The organism is Rhizobium rhizogenes NBRC 13257, assembly GCF_000696095.1.
Lineage (GTDB): Bacteria > Pseudomonadota > Alphaproteobacteria > Rhizobiales > Rhizobiaceae > Rhizobium > Rhizobium rhizogenes.
Genome location: NZ_BAYX01000009.1, coordinates 139,096 through 155,989, shown reverse-complemented (window position 1 = coordinate 155,989; position 16,894 = coordinate 139,096). Strand labels below are relative to the sequence as shown.

Sequence of the window (16,894 nt, the reverse complement as noted above, 5' to 3'; positions counted from 1 at the left end):
TTTTTCATCTGATCTGCCCTTTGTTGCCGCCTTGCTGAGATCGTATGGGGCAACAGCCTACGCGAGACGGGATTAGAGCATGGTATCGGAAGCACCGCCGTTCTGGTGGCGGAAGCCGGATTGGCGGGCCTGGGGGCTTTCGCCCTTTTCCTTCCTGTACGGCCGCGTGGCCGGCCATCGCATGGTGCATGGCCGCCGCGCCTCCGTTCCGGTGCCGGTCATCTGCGTCGGTAATTTCACGGTTGGCGGCGCCGGCAAGACGCCGACGGCGCTGGCGCTTGCCCGCGCTGCCAAGGCCAAGGGGCTGAAGCCCGGCTTCCTCAGCCGCGGCTATGGCGGTTCTCTCGACGTGACGACCGTAGTCGATCCCCATGATCACCATGCGACCGCCGTCGGCGACGAACCGCTGCTGCTCGCCCGCGAGGCGCTGACGGTGATCGCGCGCCGCCGTGCCGATGGCGCGGAGCGGCTGGTTCGCGAAGGCGCCGATCTGATCATCATGGATGACGGTTTCCAGAGTGCGCAGCTCGCCATCGATTATGCCTTGGTCGTCATCGACGCCACGCGAGGCATCGGCAACGGGCATCTCGTCCCCGGCGGTCCGGTGCGCGCGCCGCTGCGGACGCAGCTGGGTTACACCTCGGGACTATTGAAAGTCGGCGATGGCAATGCCGCCGACCGGATCGTGCGGCTGGCGGCAAGAGCCGGGAAGCCATTCTTCTCCGCATCGATCAAGACGCTGGGGCAGGAGGATCTGCGCGGACGCAAGGCGCTCGCCTTCGCCGGCATCGCCGATCCCATCAAATTCTTCCGCACGGTCGAGACGCTGGGCGCCGGTATCGCGGTTCGCCGCTCTTTCGGCGATCACGAGCATCTGGAAGAGGATGAGATCGCCGATATTCTCGACGTTGCAGATCGAGATGATCTCGAGATCGTCACCACCTCCAAGGACTATGTCCGTCTGATCGGCCACCACGGTCGCGCCGACGAACTCCTGGCACGCTGCCGCGTCATCGAAATCGCGATGGTCTTCGATGACCCTCACGCGCCGGAGCTGATCATCGACCGGGCGATCGCCGCGGCACGGGAACGCCGGCTGCGGGAAGGTTGGACTGGAAAAACCCTTCTCCCCAGCGGGGAGAAGGTGCCCAATAGGGCGGATGAGGGGGGCGAGGTGCCATAGCGCCGCGCGACCTTATTTCCGGTGGAGAAAGAGACTACCGCTTCTGGTTCGGAAGCACGCCGGCGCGTTTGTCGGCTTCGAGCGACGACATCACGTCGGCATAGGGTTCCTGCCGGGCGACGCTCCAGTAGCGCAGCTCGTCGAGCGCGATATGCTGGCCGGTCATGGCGCAAACGACATAGGACCCCGGCATGAGGATCTGGAAATCGCCGTCGAGATAGCGAACCTTCGCCTCGCGGTTTCCATGTCCCTCAAAAAGATTCATCTGCTGCCGTCCTCAATATTGGTCACTTGTTTGCCATAACGCGCCAAGCCGGACTTTTCCAGCTCTTTTGACGATACTGGTGCTCAGCTTCGTCCGAACAGCCGTTCGATGTCCGAGAGCTTCAGCTCAATATAGGTGGGCCGGCCGTGATTGCACTGGCCAGAGCCCGGCGTTGCCTCCATCTGGCGCAGGAGCGCGTTCATCTCCTCCGGCCGCAGCCGCCGGCCTGAGCGCACCGAGCCGTGGCAGGCCATGGTGGCGGCGACATATTCGAGCTTCGCGGCAAGACCGGAGGCCGTGTCCCACTCGGCGATCTCGTCGGCCAACTGCCGGATCAGCCCTTGCGCATCCACTTCGCCGAGCATGGCCGGCGTCTCACGAACCGCGATTGCGCCGGGGCCGAAGCGCTCGATGGCAAGGCCGAGCTCGCCCAGCTCATCGGCAAACACCATCAGCCGGTCGCAATCCTCTTCCGGCAGATCGACGATCTCGGGAATGAGCAGGACCTGTGAAGACAGGCGCTTGGAATGCAGCGCCTTGCGCATCTCCTCGAACACCAACCGCTCATGCGCCGCGTGCTGATCGACGATGACGAGGCCGTCATCGGTCTGCGCGACGATGTAATTCTCATGCAACTGGGCGCGGGCAGCACCGAGCGGAAAGCGGGCCGGCTCTTCTGACTGCGTCGGCTCGACGAATGGCGTGCTCTCGGCGCGGGCGGTCGGCATGGTCAGGCCGTCGAAGGCGGCTTGCGGCCGTTCCCTGAAACCATATCCGTTGGTCGCCGCCGGCTGATAGGGCCGCGATGGCGAAGCCTCGGGCGTCCAGGGCGCGCTCGGAACGGATGGCCGCCATCCCGGCTGGAAACCGGAGGTGAAGGCACGCAGCATACCGTCGGCGCCTGTCGTGGCGGCGCGGTCGCCCTCGCGCGCTAAAGCCTCGCGGATGGCGCCGACGATCAGGCCGCGCACCAGGCCCGGATCGCGGAAGCGGACATCGGATTTCGCCGGATGCACGTTGACGTCGAGGAGGGCCGGATCGAGGGTGATGGACAGAACGGCAATGGGATAGCGCCCGGACGGGATGGTCTCGGCATAGGCACCGCGGATAGCCGACAGGATCAGCTTGTCCTGCACCGGCCGGCCGTTGACGAAGGCATATTGATGCGCCGAGTTGCCACGATTGAAGGTCGGCACGCCGGCAAAGCCGGTGAGGCGCACATCTTCACGTTCGGCGTCGAGCTCGATCGCATTGTCCTTGAAGTCCTTGCCGAGCACCTGCGCCATGCGGGCGAGACGGTCGTCGCCGGTCGCGGGGAATTCCAGTGTCGAACGGTCGCTGCCCGACAGGACAAAGCGCACCTGCGGAAAGGCGATCGCCATGCGCTTGACGACTTCGGTGATCGCCGCTGCCTCAGCCTTTTCGGTCTTCAGGAATTTCAGCCGCGCCGGTGTCGCAAAGAACAGATCGCGCACCTCGACGATCGTGCCCGGATTGGCCGCGGCCGGGCGCAGATGCAGCACCTTGCCGCCCGCCACCGCGATCTCGGCACCGCCGGCGCTGCCGACCCTGCGGCTGGCGATCGACAGCCGCGCCACCGAGCCGATGGAGGGTAGGGCCTCGCCGCGGAAACCGAGCGTACGGATATCGTCCAGAGTGTCGGAAATCTTCGAGGTGCAATGCCGCTTGATGGCAAGCTCAAGATCCGCCTGTTCCATGCCGGAGCCGTTGTCGCTGACCCTCAGCAGCGCCTTGCCGCCACCGGCCGTCGCGATTTCGATGCGGGTCGCGCCGGCATCCAGGGCATTTTCGATCAGTTCCTTGGCAGCGCTCGCCGGCCGCTCGATGACTTCGCCGGCGGCGATCTGGTTGATCAGGGTTTCCGAGAGTTGTTTGATGGTCATCTTTTCATTTTCGTGGATTCGCGACGAACTGGAAAGAGAAAACGCTATTAGCCTTTCGTCATCCACCCGATTCAGGTTGGGGGCTTTGTTCACCAATTTAATCAATGATTAAGGGAAAGATGACAGGTTGCCCTTGGAAAACTTGAAATGATTGCAGGTGGCGCGCTTTTTGCGCGCATACGGCTCTTGGCGGCAGGTTGGTGGCCGTCATCTCTTCATGAGCCGGCTTCCGCCTGTTTCAAGCACCCATGCCAGCATGATGTTTCCACAAATTGATCTCGAGAGCTATCGCGGCTCTCAAGCTTTGGCGTGCCGTAATCGGATAGATGTAGGAAGCGGACGAATGACTGCCGAGATTGGCAAGGCAGCCTTTGCAGTGATGACTGAAGATGTGCCGTCGGACGGCAATCTGCAGGCGGCGCTGTTCGATGCCGTCTGCGACGGGCTTTCCAGCGCCGTCCTCGTCTATGACAAGAACGACCTGCTACTGTTTGCCAGCCGCCACGTCCTGAGTTTCTTCCCGATCCCGCCGCAATTCCTGCAACCGTCGACACGTCTGCGGGATTATCTCGGCGCGGTTTTCGATACCGGCGTGCGGCATCCGAACGGCCAGACGAAATCGACAGTGACGCGCGACGATTGGATCTCGCAGCGCATTGCCTCCCATTGGCGCGAGCGGTTCGAGACGACGGAGCGCCTCGGCGCGGATCGCTGGGTCCGCTTCGTCAAGCGCCGGTTGCCATCGGGGTTTGGCGTCTGCATTCTCTCCGACATTTCCGAGGTGAAAAAACGCGAGGAGCAGTGGCGCATCGATATGGAGCGCGTGCAGCTCACCGAGGATATTCTCGATAACCTGCCGTTTCCGCTGTTCGTCAAGGACTGCAACATGGTCTATGTCGCAGTCAACAAGGCTTTCAGCGACAAATACCAGACCACGCCGGAAGAGGTGCTGGGCCGGAAGGGCGCCGATCTCTTCTCCACCGACCTCGCCAATCGTTTCGAGGAAAGCGACCGGCATGTCATCGAGACCGGCGAAATGTCGATCACGCACCAGCGGCAGATCTCCCGCGATGGCATCGAGCGCGACGTGGTCACCAGAAAGCAGCGCATCGGCAAGCCCGGCCGTTATTTCCTCATTGCCACTATGCAGGACCTGCCGAAGGACGGAGCCGATTTCGACGAATTCGCACTCGCCTCGGAAATCAAGGAGAATAGCGACCGCTCCTACCGGCGCGCCTATGTGCCGATGGCAGCACTTCAGACCTTATCGCGCCGCCCTCCGGCCATGGAGACCTTCGTTCCAGAGAATTTCTCCGGCCGCAAGATCCTAGTGGTGACCAGCGATCTCGCCGCCGAAACGGCCGCGCTGAAGATGCTCGCCAAATACGGCTTCGACACCTGCTCGGTCCACAATGAAAACGAGGAGGCGGCGTTCCTGGATGTCGCAAGTTCCCTCGGGGTCAAGATCGATCTGGTGATCGTCGACAACCAGCTCGGCAATCGCGGCGTCGAACTAGCGGAGCGTCAGAGTATCCCGGCGCTGTCGCTGGACGGCTCGCAACTCGCCTCCGAACTCACCTTCCTGATTGCGCGGCACTTCAACCGCAATATCCGCCGTAAGCCGGGCGAGAGTGCTGAAGGCGGAGTGGAGGACTGGCAGATCGCGGCCGGCGGAGAAGAGCACGGCTTGCAGATCCTGGTCGCGGAGGACAACGACATCAACCAGATCGTCTTCTCGCAGATCCTGGAGGGGCTCGGTTACCGCTACATGATCGCGCCGAGCGGCGATGAGGCCGTGCGGCTCTGGAACGAGCATCGCCCGGAGCTGGTCCTGATGGATATTTCCCTGCCGGGTCTGAATGGTTTTGAGGCGGCGCGGCTGATCCGCCGCAGCGACAAGGAAGGTGGAACACACACGCCGATCATCGGCGTATTGACTCAGGCTTTCGAGCGTGACCGCAAGGAATGCGCCGATGCCGGCATGGACGATGTCATCCTGAAGCCCGTCAGCCCGGATATTCTTGAAACCGTGTTCCAGAAATACATGCGTGGCAGCCGTAAAGCTCAGGCCAGGCAAGTCTCATAACTGCCAGCCCCAATGAACAGATATCGCCCGTATGGAATGACCGAAGTCTTGCCATCCTTTGTTAAGACTTCGTTGTCATGCTCTTTGGCGGGTGGAGAAAATGTCGGGACTGAACATGAAATCGGCTGAAATACCGCTCGCGCCAGTCAGTCAGAACGAGCTGCAGGCGATGGCTTATACCGACCCGCTGACGGGTTTGGGTAATCGCCACCGCATGCGCGATCGGGCACGGCTGCTTTCGGTCGAGCGTGCCAGCGATCCCGCGCCCTTCACCATCGGCATCGTCAACCTCGATTCCTTCAAGCCCATCAACGATCTCTTCGGCGTCGAGGCCGGCGACGAAATCCTGTGTCAGGTCGCCCACCGCCTCAAGGCCTGTATTCCCGACGGCGCCACCGTGACGCGCCATGATGGCGACGAATTCGCCTTCGTGCTGCCGCTGGTCTTCGAGCGTGTCGGTGCCGAAAAGTTCGGGCAGATGATCCGCGAAGTGCTGTCGGCGCCCTATGATCTCGGCGATCGCAACGTTCGCCTGTCCGCCTCTTTCGGCTTTGCCATCTATCCCTTCGCCGGCGAGGAATTCGACGATCTGCTGAAAAACACCGAGACCGCGCTCTATCGTTCCAAGCGCCGCGGCCGTGGCCAGATCACTGTCTATTCCAAGGAAATCGCCCAGGAGATGAAGCGCGCGACGCAGCTCGAACAGGCGCTGCGCAATGCCATCATTTCCGACGCCATCGACGTGCATTTCCAGCCGATCGTCTCGCTTGCCAGCAGCGCGGTTCTCGGTTTCGAGGCCTTGGCGCGCTGGAACGACGCCGATCTCGGCTTCGTCTCGCCCGCCGTCTTCGTGCCGCTCGCCGAGGAGCGCGGGTTCATCGATGCTCTCTCCGAGACCTTGCTGCGCAAGGCGGCCGAGGCGGCGCTCTCCTGGCCGCGCGAACTGTTCCTCTCCTTCAATCTGTCCTCGGCACAATTGATGGATCCCGGCACGAGCAGCAGCATCCTTGCTATTCTCGGCCGCGTCGGGCTCGATCCGCATCGCCTGGAGCTGGAGATCACCGAGACAGCCGTCATGAGCTCGGCCGAAACGGCAAACCGCATCATTGCCGACCTCAGGGCCGCCGGCGTCCGCATTTCGCTGGACGATTTCGGCACCGGTCAATCCAGCCTCGGCCGCCTGCGCGAATTCATCTTCGACAAGGTGAAGATCGACCGCGCCTTCGTTTCGCGCATCAATTCGGATCGCGCCTCCGAACACATCGTCAAGGCGGTCCTTGCCATGTGCGAGGGGCTCGACCTTGAAGTCGTCGCAGAAGGCATCGAGGACCACGCCGAGGCGGCAAAGCTCAAATCGCTCGGCTGCGCCATGGGGCAGGGCTACTATTACGGCAAGCCCGCCGATAGCACCGCCACCCTGCGCTATCTCCACGGAAATTGATCACAAGCCGGGCGGTGCCGCGCCTCGGCGCGTCCTGAAGCCTATGGTAATGGCAGTTCGTGGCCCTGCTTGATTGTTTCCATTGGAACGTCGGTCTTGACGCTCTGGACGCTGGGTATGCGTGTCAGATGGTCAGCCTGAAAACGCCAATAGCTGTGGAGATCGGCGGTAACGATCCGCATGATGGCGTCGCATTCACCGGTCGTCAGGTAGCATTCGACGACCTCGGGGAACTTTCTGACCGTCTCCGCAAACTGATGGGTAATCTCGGCGTCCTGCGTTTTGAACCAAACGCGAGCGAACACCGTAAGGCCCATACCGACTTTTGCCGGATCGAGCACGGCAACATAGCGATCGATGACGCCCGATTCTTCCAGCAGCCGTACCCTGCGCAGGCATGGCGAGGGTGAAAGTCCTACTTCCTTGGCCAGTTCCACATTCGGAATTCGCCCATTGCGCTGAAGCGCGCGAAGTATGCGCCGATCGATAGCGTCAAGTGTTGGTGGCATCATCTGCTCCTATGTTCGGCATAGACGCTATAATATGCCAACATCATGCAGGTTTGCGACTGTCTTCGCAAGCCAATTGCGTCAGCTTTGGCCTATCGTTCCAAGGTATCAACACTGGGAACGAAAATCACTCATGGTCAAAGATATCAAGAAGATCGTGCTCTCCTATTCGGGCGGCCTGGACACCTCGATCATCCTCAAATGGCTGCAGGAGACCTACAAATGCGAAGTGGTGACCTTCACCGCCGATCTGGGGCAGGGCGAGGAGCTTGAGCCGGCGCGCGCGAAAGCTGAGATGCTCGGGATCAAGGACATCCGCATCGTGGATGTACGTGAAGAATTCGTGCGCGACTTTGTCTTCCCGATGTTCCGCGCCAATACCGTGTATGAAGGCCAGTATCTGCTCGGTTCCTCCATCGCCCGTCCGCTTATCGCAAAGCATCTCATCAAGATCGCCCAGGACGTGGGTGCCGATGCCATCTCCCATGGCGCCACCGGCAAAGGCAACGATCAGGTCCGGTTCGAATTGACCGTCAACGCGCTCGACCCATCCATCAAGGTCATCGCACCTTGGCGCGAGTGGGACATTCAGTCCCGTACCCAGCTCATCGGCTATGCCGAACGGAACCAGATTCCAGTCCCCAAGGACAAGCGCGGCGAGGCGCCATTCTCGATTGACGCGAATTTGCTGCACACCTCGTCCGAGGGCAAGGTTCTGGAAGACCCGGCGGATATCGCGCCGGACTATATCTATCAGCGCACGGTCGATCCGGTGGACGCGCCCAACGTGCCGGAGATCATCACCATCGGCTTCGAGAAGGGTGACGCGGTTTCTCTCAACGGCGTCAAGCTGTCACCGGCGACGCTGCTGACCAGGCTCAACGAACTGGGTGGCAGGCATGGGGTGGGGCGGATCGATCTGGTCGAGAACCGGTTCGTCGGCATGAAATCGCGCGGGATATACGAGACGCCGGGCGGTACGATCCTGCTTGCCGCGCATCGTGGGATCGAATCGATCACACTCGACCGTGGTGCGGCTCACCTAAAGGACGAGATCATGCCGCGCTATGCCGAGCTGATCTACAACGGTTTCTGGTATGCGCCGGAGCGGGAAATGCTGCAGGCGCTGATCGACCGGAGCCAGACCCATGTTGCCGGGGAGGTGACGGTAAAGCTCCATAAGGGCTTGGCCAGCGTGATTGCGCGCAACTCCTCCAATTCGCTCTATTCGATGGATCTCGTAACGTTCGAGGAGGGTTCGGGCAGCTACGATCATCACGATGCCGAGGGCTTCATCAAGCTCAACGGGCTCCGACTGAAGACCTTGGCGGCGCGCAACAAGAGATTGGGACATTAAAGGCCAAACGGCGGCCCATGAGGGCCGCCGTTTTTCACTGTTGCGCGAGAACCTTCGTTACTTATTGGTCGTCGACGAGGTCGTCGTGCTGTCGGTTCCAGGCACCGTCGTGGTTCGTGTCTGTGCGGCCTTCTCGGAGGCCTGCGCGGCAAGCGTCTTGAACTCGGGCGCTGCCTTCAGCGCATCGGCTGTTTCGGTGGTCGTCAGCTTGACGCTGCCGTCCTCGACATTCTGCGTAGCCGTGATCTTGTCGAAGGGAACGGCGACGTTCTTCTGGCCCATGCCAAGGAAACCGCCGACGCCGACGACTGCAGCGACAACACCGCCCTGCTTCAGCAGGACCAAGTCGTTGATGCTGCCGATGCTTTCATTCTGACCATTATAGACCGACTGGCCGATATAGGTCTTGGCGCTGATCTGATCCGCCGACTGCTCGGTCAGATAGCCACCGGCCTGCGCCGTCGTGGTTGTCGGTGTCGTGGCTGGCGCCTGGGCATCGCTCTGCGGCATCTTGGGTGCCGGCTTGGTGGTGTCGGGCGTTGCCGGTGCAGTCTGCGTCAGCGGCGCGTTGTTGCCGGTCGACGGTTGCTGTGCCTGGGCGAAGGCCATGGGTGAGAGGACAGATGCTGTGGCAAAGACCGCGCCAACAGCGACGGAGGTAAATAGTTTGCCGGTCATCGTGAACCTACCTTTCATTCAGATGGGCATGCTCCCCGGCTCGGGCGGCGCCACTTTTTTGGCTGACCATCATCGTGCCGGTTCGGTAGAGGAACTGGTCGAGGAGGGGTTTGGTTCCGGAAAAAGTTGCAGAAAACGGCACTGCATTGCCCTGAGGTGGAAAAAATATAATGGAAAATCAATTTGTTATGAAAGGATGGGTGCAACTAAAAGAAGGCGATCGGATAGGCCGGTTGCGGCGGGGATGCTTCGGCTCCTGGCGCAGGGCGGCTCTATCCGAGCGCCCTGGCCTGTGTTTTCCAGCGTGCCGTCCTCGCGGTGATCGCGACCGCTGGAGAGACGGCAAACTCGATCAGATCTTGTAGGGCGGATCGAAAACGCCTTTGACTGTCGGGCCGAGCTCAAGAAGCGCTCCGGCCTGTGGTTGTGTCGAGCGGGCGTCTTCATCGAGACCTTCCCAGGCCGTCGTCACCGCCAGGCGATCGGCATCCTTTCCGACAAAGGCAGGGCAGGAGGGTTGCGCGGCCGGCACGCGATAGCGCTCGATACGCAAGCCGTCCGGGCTGTAGCGATCGACGAAGCCTGAACCCCAGCGCGCGTTCCAAATATAGCCGTCGGCATCGCAGACCGAGCCGTCAATGCCACCCGGATCCTCCATGCTGTCAACCAGAACGATGGGCTCGCCCGTCGGAAGCCCGGTTAGAGGGTCGACCATTACCCGCATCAGCTGGCTGACGCGCGTATCGGTGAAGTAGCCCATGGTGCCGTCGGGAGAAAAGCAGATCGAGTTCGGAATGCTGATCTGATCGAAAATCTTCGTCACCTTGCCGCCGGCGACGTGATAGATGGCGCCCGCCTGCATTTCGGCGCGCTTGCCCATGGTGCCGATCCACAGCGAACCGGAGATATGCGTACGCCCGTCATTGGAGCGGTTCTCCGGCTTGTCCGCCTCGATGGCGGCATAAAAGGTTAGCTCGCCGGTCGCGACGTCGCGTAGAAACAGGCCTTCTTCGGTGGCGATCAACTGCCGCCCGGCATCGATGCGGGCCAGCACGCTCGCCATCATCGGCAGCTCGTGCACCTGCTTCTTACCGGTCGCAAGATGCAGCTCATGCAATTCCTTGCCGAGAATGTTGAACCACCAGACCGTATCGGTATCCGGATCATAGGTCGGCCCTTCGCCCAGCACCGAAGCGGTGTCGGAAAGAATGGTGCCCTGGAAATCGTGAATCGCGGTCATATGCTCAAGCTCCTATGGCGGCGTCATAGGCGTAAATGGTGACCTTGGCGCGTTCGGCAACCTCTGCCGTCGTCATTCCCGGCTTGTAGAGGCTGGTGCCGAGACCGAATGCGAGGATGCCGGCCTTGGTGTAATCGGCGAAATTCTTGTCCGAAACGCCGCCAACAGCGGCGATCACGAGTTCCGGCGGCAGCACGGCGCGGATGGCGGTGATGCCGGAGGCGCCGAGCACGCCTGCCGGGAAAAATTTAAGGCCCGTCGCGCCGGCGCGGGCCGCGGCTAGCGCTTCCGTGGCGGTGAAGACGCCGGGCATCGTGACCATGCCCTTGTCGCGACCACGGCTGATGACGGCGGGTTCGACATTCGGCGTCACCAGCAGCTTGCCGCCGGCGGCATCCAGCCTATCGACATCTTCGACCGTCAGCACCGTGCCGGCGCCGATCAGGCAATCGGCGGGCGCCAGCTTGGCGGCGATCTCGATCGAGCGGAAAGGCTCCGGCGAGTTCAACGGGATCTCGATTGCCGTCAGGCCGGCCTCGATCAGCGCGCTGACGATATCAGCGGTTTCCTCCGGCTTGATGCCACGGAGGATGGCAATGAGAGGGCGCTTCATGGAAGGGAAGGGGACTCGGGTCGTCATCAGCGTGTTCTTTCGTTGTTCGGCCAGATTGCCTTGGCGGCGGCGGAAAGCCCGCGGCGGACGGCGGCATCGGCGTCGACAGTCGTATAGGTGAGGGACAGGGTGCGGAAGGCATCCTCATAGAGCGCCTGCAGGCGTCCGGAGGCGACAAGGGTGATCGTTGCCCCTTGGCCGGCGGATGACAGCGCACCGGCGATTTCGGCGCCGATCAGCGTGCCGGAAATCAGCGCCTGCGCACCGGCTGCCGTCAGGCCATGCAGAAGCTGGCCGGCACGGGCGGTGAAGAGCAGGTTGGTGGCGAGCGACGGCTTCTTGAAGGCAGCCTTGATCGCGGTTTCGAAGGCTGCACTATCGGCCGGCAGCTCGGCGGCGCCGGCAACGGCGTGGGAGAGGATGCTGTGCTTGGTGATGACGTCGAACAGCTCACCGGTCATGAAGGTCGAAAAGCCGATGACCTGGCGATTGACCACGCGCACCCATTTCGAATGCGTTCCCGGCATGCAGACGATCTGCTCGCCCTTGGCATCGGCCGGGATCGCGCCGAGCAATTGCGTTTCCTCGCCGCGCATGACGTCCGGCACATCCTTGGCGCGCTGCGCAAGGCCCGGCAGAATGCGGACATCCCGCGCTTGACCGGGCACGGAGACGGCGCCGGTGAGGATGGCGGCAAGCGATGTCGGCGTATCGATATAGCCGGCTTCCACCCAGCCCTGGCGCGCGCCGGCCATGCCGCAGACGATCACGGGAAGGTTGTCGGGTGCGGAAAGGGCGGTCAGATGCGATTGCAGCACTCGGGCAAAGCCGGTCTGCGCCGCCGATGTCATGCCTTCGCCGCTGCGGCGCTCGCCGAGAACGCTATCGTCCTCGCCGATCAGCCACAGCCGAAAACTGCTGGTGCCCCAGTCTACCGCTACATATGCGGGCCTTGTCATTAGAATATGCCTCCGTCGACAATGATGGACTGCGCGGTGATGCTGCCCGAGCAGTTGGATGCGAGAAAGAGAGTAGGGCCGACCAGATCGGTGGCCTTAAGCACATGCTTGAGGCACTGGCGCTCGATTGTCTTGGCGATGCCTTCCTCGGTGAGCCAGAGTTCCATCTGCCGTTCGGTGACGACCATGCCCGGCAGGATGGCGTTGACGCGAATGTTTTCCGGGCCAAGACGACCGGCGAGGCTCTTGGTGAGGCCAATGACACCTGCCTTGGCCGTTGCATAGGAGGAAAGCTGCGGCTGGTTCATCTTGATGACGATCGACGAGAAATTGATGATCGACCCGCCGCCGGAAGCCCGCATGCCGGGTGCCGCCGCCTGCGAGACGAAGAAGACCTGCTTGAGGTTGATCGCCTGGCTGTTGTCCCAGTATTCCTCGGTCGTCGTATCGAAGTCGTGGCGGTCGTCCCAGGCGGCATTGTTGACGAGGACGCCGATCGCGCCGAGATCGGATTCGACGGCGGCAACCGTGCTTTTGATATTGCCGACATCACGCAGGTCGGCATGATAGAAGGCGACGGGATGCGCCGCTTGCGCTGACAGCCGGGCAGCAAGAGCCTTGCTCGGCTCCTCGGCAATGTCGATGAAGGCGACTTTGGCGCCCTGTTGCGCGAAAGCCTCGACAAGTGCTGCGCCGATGCCGGAGCCACCGCCGGTGATCAGGACGGTGCGATCCTTCAGATCGGGAAATTGTGCCTGTGCCTCGGTCAAATTCCTCTCCCTCCCTGGATCGGTAATAGATTCTGGTGTTTCTTTGCTGATAGTTCCATTATTCGGAACCAGATTTGACTATGTGGAATTATCGGATTACCCTTCGACCATGTCAAGGACGTGACGGAGCGCCGCTGACACAATGAGGCGATCGTGAATGTGAAGCAGGACGATACTATGGGCAATGCCCGCCGCGTCCGGGAGACCGGTACGCTCGGCAAGCTTATGGCGCTGCTCGACCTCGTTGCGCTAGCTGATTATCCCATGCGCTTCACCGACATTCTATCGCTGTCCGACCAGCCGCGTGGCACGCTGCATCGGCAATTGTCGCACCTGGTCGAGGAGGGGTTGCTGGAGATCGATCGCGATGGGCGTTATCTGCCCGGTATCCGGCTCTTGAGCCTCGCCTCGCGCAGCTGGGCGCGCAATGAATTCCGCGCCATTGCCGAGCCGCATCTGCGGCTTCTGCAGGAGCGGACTGGCGAGACCGTACATCTCGGTGTCCTGCGCGGCATCGAGGTTATCTATCTCGACAAGGTCGAGGGACGGCAATCCGTGCGAATGTATTCGCAGATCGGCAACGCCTCGCCGGCCTATTGCACCGGCGTCGGCAAGGCGGCGCTTTCCGTGCTGGACGATGCCACCATCGAGGCCAGTCACGCCGGTCTTCAGTTTCACGCCTATACCGAGCATACCCATCGCGGCGTGGCGGATCTTCTTGCGGATATCGCCGCCATCAGGGTGCGCGGCTACGCTTTTGACCGCGAGGAACACGAGAGCGGCATATGCTGCGTCGCCGCGCCGATTCGCTCGGACGACGGCAATATGCTGGCCGGCGTCTCGGTGACCGGGCCTGCTTATCGCGTCACGCCCGAAAAGTTGGAGGAATGGGCGCCTCTGGTCAGGGTTGCCGCGGCTTCGATCATGCAGGATATGCACAGCCGTTTGGGTCCGAAGCGCTAGTTTTGCCGCTTTTTCTCGATACTCATGCGAAATCGATTGATTTTACGTTTACGTGCACTGGACCTTGGCCGGTTTACACGTTTATTCTGTATTCTCTGTAAAGAAGCGCCGATGAACTGTACTTCTGGACGAATACCTGGGCCATCTTCGGGGGGAGTTTGGCGAAATGCTTTACCGGGCGCCGTCGGAAAGAATGCCGCAGCGGGCGAGATCTTTATTTATATTTCATCAAGCGCCGATGTTTCGACGTTTGTGTGATGGCCCGGAGGCGTGGGGGCAGCGAGTTCGAACTTCTTCCCCTGTCTCTCCTTTATGTAAAGAAGACTGACGATGGCAGCATTGGTGCAGGTAGGACGGTCCCCTCGCGGTGAAGATTACATTGACGAAATCGCCGGTCTGAAAACTCAGTTCGACGTTTTTCGCTTCATGAAGCGCGTGACCGATGCCTATCGTTGCCGGGCTTTCATGGTCGTGAACCTGCCGTCGCTTACGTCATTCGAGCTGCAGAGCAATTCGGTGATCAACAACTGGCCGGCCGAACTGCTGACGGTCTATGACCAGGAAGGGCTGTTGCGCAACAGCACCGTGTCGCGGCGCCTGCGCGTTTCGACATTGCCCTTCGTCTACGACACCGCGGCAAACACCAATCGCGATGACAGCAAGATTCAGCTCAGGGCTTCTTTGTTCGAACGTTTTCGGATGGCGCGGAGCATCTGTTTGCCGACCCATGACGCATCCGGCATTCGCGGCGCTGTCATACTCTCGGGCGATCGCGAAGCCTTCACGGCTGAGGAGACCAAGGACCTCTGCTATATCGCGATCCATGTCTTCGACAGGCTCGCTGAAATCCGCAACCTTGACGTCCGTATCGTCGATACGCTGACCGACCGTGAGCTCGATTGCCTGAACTGGACGGCGGCCGGCAAGACCAGCGCCGAAATCGCCGAAATCCTCACGCTCTCGGAACATACGGTCAATCATTACCTGAACCGTGCAACCAAGAAGCTGGATACCGTCAACCGCACCCAGGCGGTCGCCAAGGCGTTGCGTGTCGGGTTGATAAAATAGATAGCATGCAAACAAGTATGAGGCCGGACGGAATTCGGGCAGTTTTCTGCGCGAATTTTGTGCGCTGCCTATAAAATTTGCCTGCATTGTTTGCGACGCGCCATGGGCCGAAATTGCCAGCGTCTGGTCAACCATTTGAAAAAGAATGATTTTTCAAAATCATCGAAACTGGCATGCTTTCTGCATCGCGATATGCAGAGGTCCAGAGGGGACTTTGATAACAGCGCCAATGAATGTGCGCGGATCAGGCAGCCGTCGTCGATACCATAGTCGTTGCTTCTCCCGGCGACAGGTCTTGACGGCGGCTGTTGCTTATTTGGCACGTCCTTGAGTTCAACGGACATTGCGAAGCGATTTTTCGCCGACTTGCCCTATTCCTTTCCAGACTTTGCTTTATCTCGGCCCCCGCAAATCTTTTGCGTCTCCAAGCGAGCGTTGCGGCTGGTAGGGTTATAAAACCCGGCGGACCTGCCGGCCGCAACGAACTCAGCCACTTTTGTCGATCGTCCCCCTGAATTTTGTTTGGCGAAGCCCCGCCACTCCACTATCTAAGCCTGAGAGATCCGGAGTGCTTGCCCGATGCGGCGCGCAGAGGATCGAAATCGCGCAGTGAGGATGGAATGGCTGGCATCACCAAGGAACAGGTTCTGGATACGCTGAAGACCGTTCGCGGACCGGACCTGGAGCACAATATCGTTGAGCTCGGCATGGTGTCGGATGTCTTCATCTCCGACGCCAAGGTGTATTTCTCGATCACCGTTCCGGCCGAGCGCGCCAAGGATCTGGAACCGATGCGCCTTGCGGCCGAGCGCGTCATCAAGGAAATGCCCGGCGTCAAGGGTGCCATGGTCGCGCTGACCGCGGACAAGAAGGCCGGCGGCGCACCGACTGCGCGTCCCGCTCCACCGCAACCACAGTCGCACGCTCATCCTCATTCGTACGCGCCTGCTCCGCAACAGCAGCCCCGCGCCGGCAAGATCGGCGTTCCCGGTGTTGGCGCCATTATCGCCGTCGCTTCCGGCAAGGGCGGGGTCGGCAAGTCGACCACAGCGGTCAATTTGGCGCTTGGATTGCTGGCCAACGGCCTGCGCGTCGGCATATTGGACGCCGATATCTACGGCCCGTCCATGCCGCGCCTCCTGAAGATCTCCGGCAAGCCGTCGCAGATCGATGGCCGCATCATCGTTCCCATGGAGAATTACGGTCTCAAGGTCATGTCGATGGGCTTCCTCGTGGAGGAGGAAACGGCGATGATCTGGCGCGGGCCGATGGTTCAATCGGCGCTGCTGCAGATGCTGCGCGAAGTGGCCTGGGGCGAACTCGACGTTCTCGTGGTCGACATGCCGCCGGGCACCGGCGATGTGCAGCTGACCATGGCGCAGCAGGTGCCGCTGGCCGGCGCCGTCATTGTCTCGACGCCGCAGGATCTGGCGCTGATCGACGCCCGCAAGGGCCTCAACATGTTCCGTAAGGTCGAGGTTCCGCTCCTCGGTATCGTTGAAAACATGAGCTATTTCATCGCTCCGGACACCGGCGCCCGTTACGATATCTTCGGCCATGGCGGCGCGCGCAAGGAAGCCGAGCGCATTGGCGTCCCCTTCCTCGGCGAGGTGCCGTTGACCATGGGCATCCGCGAGACGTCCGATGCCGGCACGCCGCTGGTTGCCTCCGACCCCAGTGGTATTGTTGCCGGCATCTATCGCGATATCGCCGCCAAGGTCTGGGCGCAGGTCAGCAACACGCCTCTGCGCGCTGCACCCTCCATCGTCTTTGAATAATTCGTGAAGGTTCGTGCCGGCGACGATCGGCGTGATTGCCTTGCCCGCATCATGTGCTATGACTTCGCAAATCGGAAAGC

15 protein-coding genes are annotated in these 16,894 nt (G+C 61.1%); 7 read left to right on the top strand and 8 right to left on the bottom strand.

From position 1 onward, the window contains the following. Window positions 1-79: 79 nt before the first annotated feature. Window positions 80-1,183, top strand: a complete 1,104-nt coding sequence (gene lpxK, locus RRH01S_RS21525; RefSeq protein WP_042474156.1) for a tetraacyldisaccharide 4'-kinase — start codon at window positions 80-82, stop codon at window positions 1,181-1,183. 34 nt (window positions 1,184-1,217) lie between these two features. Here the strand turns inward: lpxK and RRH01S_RS21520 are convergent, their stop codons facing one another. Both RRH01S_RS21520 and mutL read right to left on the bottom strand, forming a co-directional pair. Continuing rightward, window positions 1,218-1,448, bottom strand: a complete 231-nt coding sequence (locus tag RRH01S_RS21520) for a DUF2093 domain-containing protein (RefSeq protein WP_007699749.1) — start codon at window positions 1,446-1,448, stop codon at window positions 1,218-1,220. Between the two features lie 83 nt (window positions 1,449-1,531). Then, the gene (gene mutL / locus RRH01S_RS21515; RefSeq protein WP_042474154.1) at window positions 1,532-3,352 is read right to left on the bottom strand and encodes a DNA mismatch repair endonuclease MutL; all 1,821 of its coding nucleotides are present in this window, start codon (window positions 3,350-3,352) and stop codon (window positions 1,532-1,534) included. A 343-nt stretch (window positions 3,353-3,695) separates the two neighbouring features. On the opposite strand from mutL, the gene RRH01S_RS21510 reads away from it, so the two are divergent. Both RRH01S_RS21510 and RRH01S_RS21505 read left to right on the top strand, forming a co-directional pair. Beyond that, window positions 3,696-5,438: a response regulator gene (locus tag RRH01S_RS21510; RefSeq protein WP_042474150.1), complete on the top strand. Its 1,743-nt coding sequence runs from the start codon at window positions 3,696-3,698 to the stop codon at window positions 5,436-5,438. 115 nt (window positions 5,439-5,553) lie between these two features. Beyond that, entirely contained in the window at window positions 5,554-6,879 is a 1,326-nt protein-coding gene (locus RRH01S_RS21505; protein ID WP_007699742.1) for a putative bifunctional diguanylate cyclase/phosphodiesterase, read from the top strand. A 41-nt stretch (window positions 6,880-6,920) separates the two neighbouring features. On the opposite strand, the gene RRH01S_RS21500 is transcribed toward RRH01S_RS21505, so the two are convergent. Further along, complete coding sequence (locus RRH01S_RS21500; protein ID WP_034520405.1) at window positions 6,921-7,388, bottom strand: Lrp/AsnC family transcriptional regulator; 468 nt, start codon at window positions 7,386-7,388, stop codon at window positions 6,921-6,923. Window positions 7,389-7,521: 133 nt separating this feature from the next. Between RRH01S_RS21500 and RRH01S_RS21495 the strand changes: the two genes are divergently transcribed. Continuing rightward, window positions 7,522-8,745 (top strand): argininosuccinate synthase, encoded by a 1,224-nt coding sequence (locus RRH01S_RS21495; protein ID WP_034520406.1) that lies wholly within the window; start codon window positions 7,522-7,524, stop codon window positions 8,743-8,745. Window positions 8,746-8,802: 57 nt separating this feature from the next. Here the strand turns inward: RRH01S_RS21495 and RRH01S_RS21490 are convergent, their stop codons facing one another. The 5 genes from RRH01S_RS21490 to RRH01S_RS21470 form a co-directional block, all read right to left on the bottom strand. Beyond that, the gene (locus tag RRH01S_RS21490; RefSeq protein WP_042474147.1) at window positions 8,803-9,423 is read right to left on the bottom strand and encodes a PRC-barrel domain-containing protein; all 621 of its coding nucleotides are present in this window, start codon (window positions 9,421-9,423) and stop codon (window positions 8,803-8,805) included. Window positions 9,424-9,775: 352 nt separating this feature from the next. Further along, a complete protein-coding gene (locus RRH01S_RS21485; protein WP_034520410.1) occupies window positions 9,776-10,663 on the bottom strand; it encodes an SMP-30/gluconolactonase/LRE family protein in 888 nt (295 codons plus the stop codon). Window positions 10,664-10,667: 4 nt separating this feature from the next. Continuing rightward, the gene (locus tag RRH01S_RS21480) at window positions 10,668-11,303 is read right to left on the bottom strand and encodes a 2-dehydro-3-deoxy-6-phosphogalactonate aldolase (protein ID WP_007699727.1); all 636 of its coding nucleotides are present in this window, start codon (window positions 11,301-11,303) and stop codon (window positions 10,668-10,670) included. Further along, window positions 11,303-12,235, bottom strand: a complete 933-nt coding sequence (locus RRH01S_RS21475; RefSeq protein WP_034520413.1) for a 2-dehydro-3-deoxygalactonokinase — start codon at window positions 12,233-12,235, stop codon at window positions 11,303-11,305. The genes RRH01S_RS21480 and RRH01S_RS21475 overlap by 1 nt, the downstream gene beginning before the upstream one ends. After that, window positions 12,235-13,005, bottom strand: a complete 771-nt coding sequence (locus RRH01S_RS21470) for an SDR family NAD(P)-dependent oxidoreductase (RefSeq protein WP_034520415.1) — start codon at window positions 13,003-13,005, stop codon at window positions 12,235-12,237. The genes RRH01S_RS21475 and RRH01S_RS21470 overlap by 1 nt, the downstream gene beginning before the upstream one ends. 177 nt (window positions 13,006-13,182) lie before the next feature. Here RRH01S_RS21470 and RRH01S_RS21465 point away from each other — a divergent pair, with 177 nt between their 5' ends. The 3 genes from RRH01S_RS21465 to RRH01S_RS21455 all read left to right on the top strand — a co-directional run bounded on the left by RRH01S_RS21465 (window position 13,183) and on the right by RRH01S_RS21455 (window position 16,814). After that, on the top strand, window positions 13,183-13,968 hold the full coding sequence (locus RRH01S_RS21465; protein WP_034520418.1) for an IclR family transcriptional regulator: 786 nt from the start codon (window positions 13,183-13,185) through the stop codon (window positions 13,966-13,968). A gap of 330 nt (window positions 13,969-14,298) precedes the next feature. Further along, entirely contained in the window at window positions 14,299-15,036 is a 738-nt protein-coding gene (locus RRH01S_RS21460) for a helix-turn-helix transcriptional regulator (RefSeq protein WP_007699714.1), read from the top strand. 620 nt (window positions 15,037-15,656) lie between these two features. Next, complete coding sequence (locus tag RRH01S_RS21455) at window positions 15,657-16,814, top strand: Mrp/NBP35 family ATP-binding protein (protein ID WP_007699713.1); 1,158 nt, start codon at window positions 15,657-15,659, stop codon at window positions 16,812-16,814. The last annotated feature ends 80 nt before the right edge of the window (window positions 16,815-16,894 follow it).

Coding starts and splice junctions, on each gene's coding strand:
- lpxK (WP_042474156.1), top strand. CDS start 80: ATGGTATCGGAAGCACCGCCGTTCTGGTGGCGGAAGCCGGATTGGCGG.
- RRH01S_RS21520 (WP_007699749.1), bottom strand. CDS start 1,448: ATGAATCTTTTTGAGGGACATGGAAACCGCGAGGCGAAGGTTCGCTAT.
- mutL (WP_042474154.1), bottom strand. CDS start 3,352: ATGACCATCAAACAACTCTCGGAAACCCTGATCAACCAGATCGCCGCC.
- RRH01S_RS21510 (WP_042474150.1), top strand. CDS start 3,696: ATGACTGCCGAGATTGGCAAGGCAGCCTTTGCAGTGATGACTGAAGAT.
- RRH01S_RS21505 (WP_007699742.1), top strand. CDS start 5,554: ATGAAATCGGCTGAAATACCGCTCGCGCCAGTCAGTCAGAACGAGCTG.
- RRH01S_RS21500 (WP_034520405.1), bottom strand. CDS start 7,388: ATGCCACCAACACTTGACGCTATCGATCGGCGCATACTTCGCGCGCTT.
- RRH01S_RS21495 (WP_034520406.1), top strand. CDS start 7,522: ATGGTCAAAGATATCAAGAAGATCGTGCTCTCCTATTCGGGCGGCCTG.
- RRH01S_RS21490 (WP_042474147.1), bottom strand. CDS start 9,423: ATGACCGGCAAACTATTTACCTCCGTCGCTGTTGGCGCGGTCTTTGCC.
- RRH01S_RS21485 (WP_034520410.1), bottom strand. CDS start 10,663: ATGACCGCGATTCACGATTTCCAGGGCACCATTCTTTCCGACACCGCT.
- RRH01S_RS21480 (WP_007699727.1), bottom strand. CDS start 11,303: ATGACGACCCGAGTCCCCTTCCCTTCCATGAAGCGCCCTCTCATTGCC.
- RRH01S_RS21475 (WP_034520413.1), bottom strand. CDS start 12,235: ATGACAAGGCCCGCATATGTAGCGGTAGACTGGGGCACCAGCAGTTTT.
- RRH01S_RS21465 (WP_034520418.1), top strand. CDS start 13,183: ATGGGCAATGCCCGCCGCGTCCGGGAGACCGGTACGCTCGGCAAGCTT.
- RRH01S_RS21460 (WP_007699714.1), top strand. CDS start 14,299: ATGGCAGCATTGGTGCAGGTAGGACGGTCCCCTCGCGGTGAAGATTAC.
- RRH01S_RS21455 (WP_007699713.1), top strand. CDS start 15,657: ATGGCTGGCATCACCAAGGAACAGGTTCTGGATACGCTGAAGACCGTT.